This is a genomic window from uncultured Nocardioides sp., assembly GCF_947489365.1.
GTDB lineage: Bacteria > Actinomycetota > Actinomycetes > Propionibacteriales > Nocardioidaceae > Nocardioides.
Map to the genome: position 1 here is coordinate 434,019 of NZ_CANLDB010000004.1, position 13,709 is coordinate 447,727.

8 protein-coding genes are annotated in these 13,709 nt (G+C 73.4%); 7 read left to right on the forward strand and 1 reads right to left on the reverse strand.

Annotation, left to right across the window (positions count from 1 at the left end):
• Both Q0858_RS14260 and Q0858_RS14265 read left to right on the forward strand, forming a co-directional pair.
• Entirely contained in the window at positions 1-1,026 is a 1,026-nt protein-coding gene (locus tag Q0858_RS14260) for a PDR/VanB family oxidoreductase (RefSeq protein ID WP_299055602.1), read from the forward strand.
• Positions 1,027-1,057: 31 nt separating this feature from the next.
• Entirely contained in the window at positions 1,058-2,410 is a 1,353-nt protein-coding gene (locus Q0858_RS14265; RefSeq protein ID WP_299055604.1) for an MFS transporter, read from the forward strand.
• Positions 2,411-2,428: 18 nt separating this feature from the next.
• On the opposite strand, the gene Q0858_RS14270 is transcribed toward Q0858_RS14265, so the two are convergent.
• Positions 2,429-5,191: a bifunctional GNAT family N-acetyltransferase/acetate--CoA ligase family protein gene (locus tag Q0858_RS14270; RefSeq protein ID WP_299055607.1), complete on the reverse strand. Its 2,763-nt coding sequence runs from the start codon at positions 5,189-5,191 to the stop codon at positions 2,429-2,431.
• A 66-nt stretch (positions 5,192-5,257) separates the two neighbouring features.
• Here Q0858_RS14270 and Q0858_RS14275 point away from each other — a divergent pair, with 66 nt between their 5' ends.
• From Q0858_RS14275 to Q0858_RS14295, 5 genes are all read left to right on the forward strand, one after another.
• On the forward strand, positions 5,258-9,031 hold the full coding sequence (locus Q0858_RS14275) for a DNA gyrase subunit A (RefSeq protein ID WP_299055609.1): 3,774 nt from the start codon (positions 5,258-5,260) through the stop codon (positions 9,029-9,031).
• Positions 9,032-9,035: 4 nt separating this feature from the next.
• Positions 9,036-9,773 (forward strand): LppX_LprAFG lipoprotein, encoded by a 738-nt coding sequence (locus Q0858_RS14280; RefSeq protein WP_299055611.1) that lies wholly within the window; start codon positions 9,036-9,038, stop codon positions 9,771-9,773.
• Between the two features lie 22 nt (positions 9,774-9,795).
• Entirely contained in the window at positions 9,796-11,559 is a 1,764-nt protein-coding gene (locus Q0858_RS14285) for an MFS transporter (protein WP_299055614.1), read from the forward strand.
• Between the two features lie 18 nt (positions 11,560-11,577).
• Positions 11,578-12,072, forward strand: a complete 495-nt coding sequence (locus Q0858_RS14290; RefSeq protein ID WP_299055617.1) for a carbonic anhydrase — start codon at positions 11,578-11,580, stop codon at positions 12,070-12,072.
• A 152-nt stretch (positions 12,073-12,224) separates the two neighbouring features.
• Entirely contained in the window at positions 12,225-13,709 is a 1,485-nt protein-coding gene (locus tag Q0858_RS14295) for a hypothetical protein (protein WP_299055619.1), read from the forward strand.

Consider the following 13,709-nt stretch of genomic DNA (forward strand, 5'->3'; position numbering starts at 1 on the left):
GTGGTCGCCGAGGCCAGGCCCCGCTGGGGCGACGCCGAGGTCGTGGAGGCCACCGAGGTCGCGGACGGGATCCGCCGGATCACGCTGCGCCGCGAGGCTCGCGAGCCCCGCCGCGCGCCGGCCGGGTCCCACCTCGACGTCGAGGTCGACCTGGGCTGCGGACGCCGCGACGTCCGCTCCTACTCGGTCGTGTCCTCCGACCCGACCGCCACCGAGGTCACACTCTCGGTCCTGGCGGTCGCGGACAGCCGCGGCGGGTCCCGCCACATGCACGCCCTGGCCGTGGGCGACCGCCTGCGCTGCACCCAGCCGCTGCAGAACTTCGAGCTCCGCCCCGGCCACGCCCGCCAGGTGCTGCTCGCCGGTGGCGTCGGGATCACCGCGCTGCTCGCGATGGGCGAGGTCCTCGCCCGCCGCGGCGCCGACCACGCGTTCGTGTACGCCGGCCGCACCCGGGGCGCCATGGCCTACCTCGACGACGTCGTCGCGAGGCACGGCGACGCGGCCCGCGTCCACGTGGACGACGAGGGCACGCCCCTCGACGTCGCCGCTCTCGTCGCGGAGATCGCGGCCCACCCGCAGGGCCACGACACCGAGGTCTACATGTGCGGGCCGATCCGGCTGATGGACGCCGTCAGGCGCGCGTGGGCCGACGCGGGCCTGCCCGTCCACCACCTGCGGTTCGAGACCTTCGGCTCGTCGGGGTGGTTCACCCCCGAGGAGTTCGAGGTCGTCGTCCCCCGCCTCGGGCTGACCCGGACGGTGCGGGCGGACTCGACCGTGCTCGAGACCCTCGCCGAGGCCGGTGTCGAGATGATGTACGACTGCCGCAAGGGCGAGTGCGGGCTGTGCCAGGTCGACGTCGTGGACGTCGACGGCCACGTCGACCACCGCGACGTCTTCTTCTCCGCCGACGAGCACCGCACCACCCGCCGGATGTGCACGTGCGTCTCCCGCGCCGCCCGCGGGGACGACCGCGCGAGTGCCGGCGGCGGGCCCGCCGTCCTCACCCTCGACCTCCCCTGACCCACCGACCAGCCACCGATCCAGGAGCACCATGAGCACCACACCCACCGACGTCCGCGACGTGATCGGCCACGGCCGCATGACCGGGCGGCAGACCGCAGCCGTCGTCGTCGCGATCTTCCTCAACGTCGTCGACGGCTTCGACATCCTCGTCATGGCCTTCACCGGCGCGAGCGTCAGCGCCGAGTTCGGTCTCGGGCCGGGCGGTCTCGGGCTGCTGCTGTCCGCCGGCCTCGTCGGCATGGCCATCGGCTCCATCGGCATCGCGCCGCTGGCCGACCGGGTCGGACGGCGTCCCGTCACGATCGCGAGCCTCAGCCTCATCACGGTGCTCATGGCGGCGTCCGCCCTGGCGCCGTCCGCCGCCGCGCTGGGCGCGCTCCGCTTCCTCACCGGTCTCGGGATCGGGGCGATGCTGCCGAACCTCAGCACCTTCGTCTCCGAGTTCTGCACCGCGCGCTGGCGCGAGCCCGCGATCACGCTGAACTCTCTCGGCTACGCCCTGGGCGGCACCATCGGAGGGCTGCTCGCCGCGCCGCTCATCGCGGCGTACGGCTGGCGCGCGGCCTTCTGGCTCGGCGCCGCCTTCGGCCTCACGGGCCTCCTCCTGACGCTGGCCTTCGTGCCGGAGTCGATCCACCACCTGGTCGTCCGTCGTCCGGCCGACGCCCTGGACCGCGTCAACGACGTGCTGCGCCGGATCGGCCGCGCACCCGTCGACGCGCTGCCGGCGGAGGAGACCGTCGCCCGGGCACGGCTGGCCGACATGTTCCGCGGCCCCCTCGGCCGCACCACCGTCCTGATCTGGGTCGCGTTCTTCTGCGTGATGGCGTCGTTCTACTTCGCGAACTCGTGGACGCCGCAGCTGCTCGCCGGCGCCGGGCTGTCGGAGCAGCAGGGCATCTACGGCGGGGTCCTGCTGTCGGTCGGCGGCGTCCTCGGCGCCCTCGTCTTCGCGGCCGTCGCCGTGACGGTCCCCGCCAAGCTGGTCGAGGCCGGCGCCCTGGTCGGCGGCGCGGTGATGTTCGTGGTCTTCTCGCTCGCGCTGAGCCAGGCCGTCCCGGCGCTGGTGGCCGCCACCCTGGTCGGCTTCTTCACCAACGCCGCGATCGCCGGCATGTACGCCGTCGTCGCGACCCGCTACCCCTCCGCCATCCGCGGCGCGGGCGTCGGCTGGGCCGTCGGCGTCGGTCGCCTCGGCGCGATCCTCGCGCCCACCCTCGCCGGCTGGCTGCTCGCGACCGGCATGGGCGGTCGCGGGCTCTTCGTGGTGTTCCTGCTGCCGATGCTCGTCGCCGCGGGCGCCGTCCTCGCCCTCGGACGGCCTGCGGCCGCGACCTCGGAGGCGGCCGCCGAGGTGAAGCAGCCGTCCCCGGCGCCCTGAGGGGCGGTCTGCTGGTCCTCAGTCCTGCAGCGTGTCGCCCGGCATGGTCGAGAGCCGGCGGACGAACCAGTCCGAGCGGGGGTCGACGACCGGGGCGACGTGGGCGACGGCGTTCAGCACGCGGGCGCCGTCGGTGCCCACCAGGACCAGCGGCAGGTCCACGGCCCGCAGCTGCGGCAGGTCGTTCTGGAGCCCGGCCACGCGTCGCAGCAGCCGTTCGATCTCGTCGACGTCCGCGGGCTCGCTGCCGCGGTAGCCGAACAGGATCGGGGCTCCCTTGACCTCGCGGACCATCGCGGCCGCGTCGCGGTTGCTCAACGGCGGGATCCGGTAGGACTTGTCGCCCAGCAGCTCGGTCAGCGGTCCGGAGATCCCGAACGAGATGACCGGCCCGAAGAGCGGGTCCTCGGTGCTCGAGATCGCGATCGGCACGCCGGGCGGCGCCGTCTCCTGGACGACGAAGCCGGCGTCCTCGGGGTCGGAGAGCAGGGCGGTCAGGGAGTGCCAGGCCTCGCGCATCTCGTTGGGCGAGTTGATGCCGCGCCGGACGTGGGCCTGGTCGGGCCGCTGGCGCAGGCGCTCCGCGGTGGCCTTGAGGACGACGTCCCAGCCCATGCGGGCGCCCGCCTCCAGGGCCCCCTCGAGGTCGTCGACCCGGGCGGACCGGCTGAGCTCGACGCCGTACGCCCCGAGCAGGGTGCGCAGCTCGTCACGGGTGAGCTCGCGGCCCTCCGGGGAGTCGATGAGGACCTGGTTGACCAGGCGCTTCGCGGTGCTGGGGTCGATCTCGTCGTCCTGGCCGGTCCCCGTCCCGGCCGGGACGGTCTGGGCGTCCTGGTCGTCGTCGGAGTCGTCGGCGCCGCGCAGCCACTCGACGTACCCGACGACGCAGGCGAGCGAGCGGACGGCGCTCTCCACCGCGGGGTACGACGGCACCGAGCCGCGACCGGCCGTCGAGCCGGCCACGTCGGGCACCCGCAGCAGCTCGGGGACGCCCTCGGCGCCCAGGAAGGACGACACCAGCGGCTTGTCCGACTGCTCCCCCACCGCGGCGAGCACGTTGGCGACGTCCTCGCCGGACACGTTGAGCGGAGGCACGTAGAGCGCGACCACCGAGTCCACCTCGGGGTCGTCGATGGCCTCGTCGAGCGCGTCCTCGAAGTCCTCCGCCGTCGCCTCCGCCCCGAGGGACAGACTGCGGGTGACCTGCAGGTTCACCCCCGCGGCGGCGTCCTTCGCGAGCAGGGCCAGGGCGTCGGAGTTGCCGACCACCGCGACCCGGCCACCGGCCGGGAGCGGCTGGTGGGCCAGCAGCTGGGCGACGTCGAACATCTCCTCCAGCGTGTCGACCTGGATGATCCCGGCCTGGCGGAACATCGCGTCGACGGCCTGGCCCGGCGCCGCGATGGTGCGGACGGCGTGGCCCATGGGCACACCCTGGCTGCTGCGACCGGAGCGGACCGCGATGACCGGCTTGCGGCGCGAGACCCGCCGCGCGATCCGGGAGAACTTGCGCGGGTTGCCGATGGACTCCAGGTAGAGCAGCACGACCTCGGTGGAGTCGTCGTCCTGCCAGTACTGCAGCAGGTCGTTGCCCGAGACGTCCGCGCGGTTGCCGGCGGAGACGAACGTCGACAGGCCCAGCCCGCGGTTGTTGACCTTCTCCAGGATCGCCGTACCCAGCGCCCCGGACTGGCAGAAGAAGCCGGCCCGGCCCCGCGGCGGCATCACGGTCGACAGCGACGCGTTCAGCGAGTGCTCGGGCGAGGTGTTGATGATGCCGAGGCAGTTGGGCCCGATCAGCCGCAGGCCGTACGAGCGGGCGAGCCCGACGAGCCGCCGCTGGCGCTGCCGGCCCTCGTCGCCGGTCTCCGCGAAGCCCGACGAGATGACGACGAGCCCGTGGACGCCCTTCCCGGCGCAGTCGAGGACGACCTCCTCCACCTTGTCGGCGGGGACGGCGACGATCGCGACGTCGACGGGGTCCTCGATGTCGGTGACCGACTGGTACGCCGGCATGCCGGACACGGCCTTCGCGCCCGGGTTGACGGCGTACACCCGGCCGGTGAAGTCCCCGGTGACGAGGTTGCGCACGAGCGTCTGACCGATGGTGTCGGAGCGGCGGCTGGCGCCGATCACCGCGACCGAGCGTGCGGCGAAGAACGCCTCGATCGACGCGGACTCGGCCCGGTGCTCGCGCTGCTCCATCACCCCGATCGCGGTCTGGGTGGGGTCGATGCCGAACTCGAGGCGGATCACGCCGTCCTCGTAGCCGGAGACCATGTGGTAGCCGGCGTCGCGGAAGACCTGGACCATCCGCTGGTTGTCGGGCAGCACCTCGGCACTGAAGCGGGTCAGTCCACGCTCGCGGCCGGCCTGGGCGAGGTGCTCGAGCAGCAGCTGGGCGATGCCGCGGCCCTGGTGGCGGTCCTCGACCAGGAACGCGACCTCGGCCTCGCCGTCGGACACGACGTCGTAGCGCCCGACGGCGATCATCCGTTCCGCGACGGTCAGCACGAACGCGACGCGCTCGTGGTGGTCGACCTGGGTGAACCGCGTCACGTCCCGGGCCGACAGCTGAGGCATGGGGGTGAAGAACCGGTAGTACTTCGACTCGTCGGAGACCCGGGCGTAGAACTCGACCAGCAGGTCGGCGTCCTCGCCCCGGATCGGGCGCAGGTGGGCGGTGCGCCCGTCGCGCAGGAGGACGTCGGCCTCCCAGTGGCGCGGCGCGGTGCGGGCGGTGGCGTCGGGGGCCGCCGGGGACTGCTGCTCGCTCACGTCTGCAACGTACCGGCACGGCGTGCCCGCGGTCCGGGTGTCGGTGGACCCGGCGATGATGGGGCCATGGCACGACGCGGCACGCGGACACCGGCAGGACCCCCGGCGGACGACTTCGAGGAGCACATCGTCGACATCGACGTCGGCGAGGAGATGCGCACCTCGTTCCTCGAGTACGCCTACTCCGTCATCTACTCCCGCGCGCTGCCCGACGCCCGCGACGGCCTCAAGCCGGTGCAGCGGCGGATCCTCTACACGATGGCCGACATGGGCCTGCGTCCCGACCGCGGCCACGTCAAGAGCGCCCGCGTCGTCGGCGAGGTCATGGGCCGCCTGCACCCGCACGGCGACGGGGCCATCTACGACGCCCTCGTGCGCATGGCGCAGTCGTGGTCGATGCGGCTGCCGATGGTGGACGGCCACGGCAACTTCGGGAGTTCTGACGATCCCCCGGCCGCGATGCGGTACTGCTTGACCGGCGACACCCGGGTGCGCATGGCGGACGGCGGCACGGTCCGCATCGACGACCTCGTGGCCCTGCCACCGGACTCCGAGGCCGACGCCGACTACGAGGTCCTCGACAAGGACGGCAAGCCCGTCCGGGTCTCCAAGGTCTTCAACTCCGGTGTGCACCCGGTCAAGCGGATGACCACCCGGAGCGGCCACAGCCTCCGCGGCAGCCACAACCACCCCGTCCTGTGCCTGGTGCCTGTCGCGGGGGTCCCGGTCCTCCAGTGGCTCCGCCTCGACGAGATCACCCCGGGCACCGTGGTGTGCCTGTCCCGCAACGCCTGGACCACGGCCGTCCCGACGGCCTACGAGATGATGCTCGGCACCCTGCTCGGGGGCTGGGTGTCCGAGGGCTTCGTGTCGGAGGGACGCGCCGGCTTCAACAACACCGACCCGGAGTTCCACGCCTACGTCCTGGAGGCCTACGACGCGATCGTGGGCGGTCGGCGCTACTCCCACGAGCGCACGCTCCGTCGGTCGGGCCGCACCATCCACGAGCTCGACGTGCAGAACCTGGAGTCGCTGCGACGCAGCCCCCTGGCTGCCCTGATGGGTCAGAAGGCGGCGCAGAAGGAGATCCCGGAGATCGTCTGGCAGGGCGGACCCGGGCTGAAGCGCGCGTTCCTCATGGCGCTGTTCGAGGGGGACGGCGGCGTCCGGCTCGCGGGCGACGACTCGATCACCATCCAGTACTCGACATACTCCGCCCGGCTCGCGTCGGGCCTGCAGGAGCTGCTGCTTGAGTTCGGCATCCACAGCAACCTCACCCGGTACCAGCGCGGGGAGTACCGGCTGGTCCTTTCCGGTCGCCACCAGATGCACGCGTTCCGCGAGCGTGTGGGCTTCCTGACCGAGAAGCAGGAGCGGCTCACGACGCTGCTCCGGGGCCGGGCGGCGTACACCCACCGCCTCTCGCGCGACCACGCCCCGTACGTCGCCGACTACGTCCGCGGTGCACTCGGGCCGGGCCGCGGCACCGGCAAGACCTGGCTGATCCAGCACAACTTCGACCGCTTCGAGCGGTGGCAGGCCGATCGCAGCCTGATCATGAGCAGGCTCAAGGACCCCGAGGTCCAGTCCGTCGTCGCCGGCGTCATGGACTCCGGCTACCGGTTCGTCGAGGTCGCTGCGGTCACCGACGAGGAGCCCGAGCAGGTCTACTCCGTCCGGGTCGACTCCGAGGACCACTCGTTCCTCGCCGGCGGGTTCGTCAACCACAACACCGAGTGCCGCATGGCCGCCCCCGCGACGGAGATGACGGCCTCGATCGACGAGGACACCGTCGACTTCCGGCCCAACTACGACTCCCGCGAGACGGAGCCGTCGGTGCTGCCGTCGGCGATCCCGAACCTCCTGGTGAACGGCGCCGCGGGCATCGCGGTGGGCATGGCGACCAACATCCCCCCGCACAACCTGGTGGAGATCGTCGCCGCGCTGCGCCACCTCATCGACCACCCGGACGCGGACACGGCCGCGCTGATGCGCTTCGTGCCGGGTCCCGACCTGCCCACGGGCGGCAAGATCCTGGGCACCGACGGCATCGTCGACGCCTACGAGACCGGGCGCGGGTCGTTCAAGATGCGGGCCACCGCCCGCGTCGAGCAGGTGACGCCCCGCCGCAAGGGCATCGTCGTCACCGAGCTGCCGTACGGCGTCGGCACGGAGCGGGTGATCGAGCGGATCAAGATCCTCGTCCAGGGCAAGAAGCTGCAGGGCATCGCCGACCTCAAGGACCTCACGGACCGCGAGCACGGCCTGCGGCTGGTCATCGAGGTCAAGAGCGGCATCAACCCCGACGCGCTGCTCGACCAGCTCTACCGCCAGACCCCGATGGAGGAGTCGTTCGGCGTCAACGCCGTCGCCCTCGTCGACGGCCAGCCGCGGCAGCTGACGCTGAAGGAGATGCTGGAGGTCTACCTGGGCCACCGCCTCGACGTCGTACGACGCCGCTCGACGTTCCAGCGCGGCAAGGCCGCCGACCGCCTGCACCTCCTCGAGGGCCGGCTGGTCGCGCTGCTCGACATCGACGAGGTCATCCAGGTCATCCGCGGCAGCGACGACACCGCCCAGGCGCGCGAGCGGTTGATCGGCATCTTCGACCTCAGCACCGTCCAGGCCGACGACATCCTCGAGATCCCCCTGCGCCGCCTGACCCGCTTCTCGCGGATCGAGCTGGAGACCGAGCGCGACGAGCTGCTCGAGCGGATCGCGGGCCTCGACGCCCTCCTCGGTGACGAGTCCCTGCTCCGCGCCAGGGTCGGCGACGAGCTGGCCGAGGTCGCGACGACCTACGGCACCCCCCGCCGCACGGTGATCCTCGGCGCCGCCGCTGCCGCCCCCACCGCCGCGGCGTCGGTCGAGGTCGCCGACGACCCGTGCTGGGCCCTGATGTCGGGCGACGGCCTGCTGGCGCGGACCACCGGACTCGACGGGTTCGGCGACGCCGGTGGCCGCAGCACCCGCGACGTCGTCGTGTCGGCCGTCGCCACCACCGCGCGCGGCGAGGTCGGCGTCGTCACCTCGCGGGGCCGGCTGCTGCGCCTGCCCGTCGTCGAGCTGTCGACCCTCCCGCCGACCGCCAACCACCCCAGCCTGCAGGGGTGTGTCCCGCTCAAGGAGCTGCTGGCGCTGCAGGCCGGTGAGCGGGCGATCGCCCTGGCGCCCCTGGCGACGCACGGTCCCGGGCTCGCCCTCGGCACCCGCGAGGGCGTCGTCAAGCGGGTCAACCCCGAGGTCCTCAACCGCGACGAGTGGCCGGTGATCGGCCTGCGGGACGGCGATGAGGTCGTCGGAGCCGTCGCCCTGGACGACGGGACCGAGGAGCTGTGCTTCGTCACCTCCGACGCCCAGCTGCTGCACTTCGGCGCCGACGCGGTCCGTCCGCAGGGCCGCAGCGGCGGCGGCATCGCGGGCGTCAAGCTCGCCGCCGGTGCCCGCGTGGTGTGGTTCGGCGCGCTGCCCCCGGGCGGGGAGGACGGCGACCGCGTCGTCGTCACCGTCGCGGGCTCCTCGACCGCGCTGCCGGGCACCGAGCCGGGGGCCGCGAAGGTCACGCCGTTCACCGAGTACCCGGCCAAGGGACGGGCGACCGGCGGGGTCCGCTGCCACCGGTTCAGGGCGGGCGAGGACACCCTTCTCGCCGCCTGGGCCGGCCCCGCGCCGGCGCGGGCGGCGGCCGCGAGCGGCGTGCCCGTCGAGCTGCCGGCCGCCGACGGCCGGCGCGACGGGTCCGGGACCCCCCTGGCGCAGCCCGTCGCCGCGATCGCCGGTCCGCTGTCGGCGAGGGCCACGACGGACGGGGTTTCGACGACCGGTGCTGTGGAATCCTGACGCCATGCCCCCGACCCCCGTGCGCCGCCGCCCGACCCGCGTCCGTCGGACGGCGGGCCTGCTCGCCGGCCTCGTGGTCCTGGCCGGGGTGAGTGCCTGCTCGGGGGGCGGCGACGAGGGCACGGGCGAGGAGGGCCAGAGCCCCGAGGACGTCCTCGCCGAGGCCAAGCAGAACCTCGACGACACCCCGGGCCTGAACATCACGGTCGAGACCGAGGAGCTCCCCGACGGGGTGCAGGGCGTCTCGTCGGCCGACGGGGCCGTCAACCGGCAGCCCGCCTTCGACGGCGAGCTCGGCGTGGAGACGGCCCTCGGCGGCGCCGACATCCCGGTCATCGCCGTGGACGACACCGTCTACGCCCAGCTGCCCCTGGGTCCGGGGTGGCAGGAGGTCGACCCCGCGCAGTACGGCGCCCCGGACCCGGCCCGGCTGCTCGACACCGAGAACGGCTTCTCCGCCCTGCTGACGGCGACGGAGGACGTCGAGGAGGGCGAGACCGTCCGCGGCGGCGAGGACAACAGCGAGGTGCTCACCGAGTACACCGGGACGGTGCCGGGCGAGGCCGTCCAGTTCCTCATCCCCGGCGCCCAGGGCGACTTCGACGCCGTCTACACGATCGACGACGAGACCCTGCTGCGCCGCACGGTGCTGACCGGCGAGTTCTACCCCGACACCGAGCCGATCCCCTACGTCATCACCTTCGACGACTACGGGCTCGACGTCGAGATCACCGCCCCCTGAGCACCCGTCCCGGCCCCCTCGCATGACCGTCACCCGTGGGGCGCGCACGCTGCTCGCCCTGGCCGCGGTGGCGGTCGCCTTCGCGGCGGCCGACACCTACGTCGTGGTGCTCGCGCTGCCGGACATGATGGCCAGCGCCGGGATCTCCGTCGAGGAGCTCCAGCGGGCGGCGCCGATCGTGTCCGGGTTCCTGCTGGGCTACGTCGCCGTGCTGCCCCTGATCGGGCGCATCGCCGACCTGCGGGGCCGGGTCCCCGTGCTGGTGGCGTCCCTGGTGGTCTTCGCGCTCGGCTCGCTCGTCACGGCCCTCGCCTACGACCTGCCGAGCATGGTCGTCGGCCGGTTCCTGCAGGGTGTCGGCGGCGGCGGGCTGGTGCCCGCCACCCTGGCCCTCGTCGCGGACCTCTACCCCCCGCGCCGGCGGGGTGTCCCGCTCGGTGTCGTGTCCGCCGTCCAGGAGCTCGGGGCCGTCCTCGGTCCCCTGGTGGGCGCCCTCGTCCTGGCGGTCGCCGACTGGCGGGCGATCTTCGCGCTGAACCTCCTCGTCGGGCTCGTGCTCGCCGTGGCCATCCGCGCCCTGGCGGGACGCGGGGGCCCGACAGGCACCCCCGCCGGTCCGGCCGGCCGCTTCGACGTCCTCGGCCTGCTCGCCGCCCTGACGACGCTCGCGGTGGCTGCCCTGGTCTTCCTGCGGCCCGCGCCGCTGCTGCGCGACCTGTTCTGGGGCCAGTTCTGGATCCCGTTCGTCCCCGACGGCCGCTGGCTCTCCCCCGTCGGCGTCGCGGCCGTCGTCCTGGCGCTGCTCACCCTCCTCCGCTGGAGCCTCGCCCGCCGTCCCCTCGTCGACGTGCGGGGCTGGGGGCGCAGCATGCGCGAGGCGGACCTCGTCGGCTCGCTGCTGCTGGCCGCGGTGCTGGCCGGCGTGATCCTCGCCTTCGCCACCGCCGACCCCGAGGTGCAGGTCGTCTCCGACCGTGCCCCCTTCTACGTCGGTGGCTCGCTGGTCGCCCTCGTCGCCCTCGTGGTCCACCTGCGACGGGCCGACTCCCCGCTCCTGCCGCGGGCGGCCCTGCGGGCGCGGCCGGCCTGGGGGGCGATGGTCGTCAGCTTCCTCGTCGGCGCGGCCCTCATCGCGGCCCTCATCGACATCCCGCTGTTCGCCCGGACCACCGTCTACCCCGACTCCCAGCTCATGGCCGCGCTGGTGCTCGTCCGCTTCCTCGTCGCGCTGCCCGTGGGAGCTGTGCTGGGTGGGTGGCTGCTGCGGCTCGCGCCGGCCGGGGTCGTCACCGCGGGCGGGATGCTGCTGGCCGCGACCGGTTTCGCCTGGATGAGCACGTGGGGCCTGGACAGCCTGGAGCAGGCCACCGCCACCGTCCCCCTGCTGATCGGCGGGCTCGGCTTCGGACTCGCGCTGGCGCCGGTCAGCGCCGCGGTCCTCGCCGCCACCGACCCCGCCGTCCACGGCGTGGCCAGCGCCCTGGTGGTCGTGGCCCGGATGATCGGCATGCTCGTCGGGATCTCGGCGCTCACCACGATCGGCCTGCGCCGCTTCTACGCCGAGCGGGAGGCGATCCCCCCGCTGGCGGAGGTCTGCGGCGCCGGCGGCTCCTGCCCGGCGTACGTCGAGGCGCTGAAGGAGGCGGGCATCGCCCAGGAGCAGACCGTGTTCCTCGGCGCCGCGGTCTGCGCCCTGCTCGCCGGCCTGCTCGCCCTGGTGCTGCTCCGCGGCGCGGCGACCCGGGACGTCTTGCCCGGCGACGCCCTGCGGGCGGGCACCGGGTGACTGTCCTACCCTGCCGCCATGGGTGACTTCGACGACCTCCTCGCGGCCAACGCGGACTTCGCGTCCCGCTTCGACCTCGGCGGCTTCGACGGCATCGCCAGGGCCGGCGTGGCCCTGGTGACCTGCATGGACTCCCGCATCGAGCCGCTCGGCATGGTCGGGCTGGAGCCCGGCGACGCCAAGATCTTCCGCAACCCCGGCGGCCGGGTCACGCCGCAGGCGCTCGAGGCGCTCGTCCTCGGGGTGCACCTGCTGAACGTCGACCGGGTGATGGTGGTCCCCCACACCCGCTGCGCCGTCGCGAGCGCCAGCGAGGACGAGCTGCGGCGCCGCGTCGGCGAGTCCGCCGGTGTGGACGCCTCCTGGCAGTCGTTCGGCGTCGTCCGCGACCAGCAGGCCGCCCTGCGCGCCGACGTCGCCGCCGTCCGCTCGCACCCGCTGGTGCCGGACGCCGTCCGGGTCGGTGGGTTCCTCTACGACGTCGACACGGGCCTGCTGGACCAGGTCTGCTGATCCCGGCGCGACCCTCAGGGAACGCCGCGGCGGCGGCGCGCCTCGGAGGCGGTGATGCGGAACCGTTGTACGAATAGTGGCTCGACATCTGGTCGCACCACCTACGCTGCACCCGTCCGCCGTCCGCGAACCCTCTCGGGGAGCCCTCCTCCATGCCTCCACCCCAGTCCGCCGCCGTTCCCCGACGCGCGGTCCTGGCCCTGCTGCTCCTCGCGATGGTCTCGGCGATGCTCGTCGGCGGTGGGGCGACCGCCCCGGCCGAGGCCGGGACGAAGGCACCGAAGGCGTCCGAGTCCATCCGCGTCGACCTCACCAAGCCACGCTTCGGGCCGATCGACGGCTGGGGCATCGACCTGAAGCAGAAGTGCCGGTTCAACAAGCCGAAGTGCCGGTCGCGGGCCCAGGCGTTCGCGACGAACCGCAAGAACATCGTCGAGCGCACCTTCGGCGGCGGCCGGTTCTCGTGGATCCGGGTGAGCTTCCGCGCCGACCGTCGCGGCCTCGTCGACAACCCGGAGCAGCCCAACGGGCGGCCGACGATCGACTGGAGCTGGTACCGCCCGACGATCCGCGCGATCCAGCGCATCCAGGCCGTCGACCCGTCGGTCCGGGTGTGGGCGAGCCGCGACACGGTCACCGACTGCGACCCCAAGCCCGGCAACTACCGGGCGATGGCCAACCCGGTGGACCCGAGGAACCCCACCACCTGCCCCGACTTCCACCCGTGGATGAAGGTCGGCGAGCGGCACGGCGGCAAGGTCATCCCCGCCCGGTACGGCGCCATCGCCGCCGACTACGTCGACTACATGCAGACCCGTGGCGTGAAGATCGACGTCCTCGGCCTCGACAACGAGCCGCACAACAACGAGGGCCAGCTGAACCCGCCCCGGTTCCTCGCCGCCGCCCAGGCGCTGCGCGCCCAGGTCACCACGCCGATGCCGCAGCTGATGATGAACGACGCCAACAAGCCCGACCTGCGCTGGCTCGAGAACGCGGACGCCGGCGTGCTGCGCCACCTCACCTACGCCACCTCCCACAGCCACCCGAAGCGCCGGCTCCGCGAGCGCGCGGTCGCCGGCAGGTTCGCCGCGCTGGCCCGCAAGCGCGGCCTCACGCCGTACAACACGGAGATGCACTGGGAGAGCACGCCCTGGCCGTTCGACGGCGTGGCGCAGTCCCTGCGCTCGGTGTTCGACCAGCTCGACGCGGGCTACCGCGGCTTCTCGATCTGGGCGCACATCCCCGAGGGGACGGACGACAGCGGACCGCGGAAGAACAAGGCGCGCATCACCAACTCCCTGTTCGCCAGCACCTTCAAGGCGCAACTGCTGCGCACCACGGACTTCGACGGCGCCAACACCAACGACAAGCGGGTCACCACCCGGGCCTTCCGGCGCGGCCGGGTCGTCAGCCTGTGGATCGTGAACGACCGCGCCAACGGCTACGCGGCCAAGACGCTGGACCTCCGCAACTCCCGCGGCCGGCCGCAGAGCCCGCGCTCGGTGTCGTACAAGCGCTGGTTCGTCAGCAAGAAGGGCGGCATCGGCCAGGTCAGCGGGCGCCTCGGACGCAGCCGCGGCCAGGTCAAGGTCGGCGTCCCGGCCCACTCGGTGACGCTGGTCCGCATCCAGCTCTGA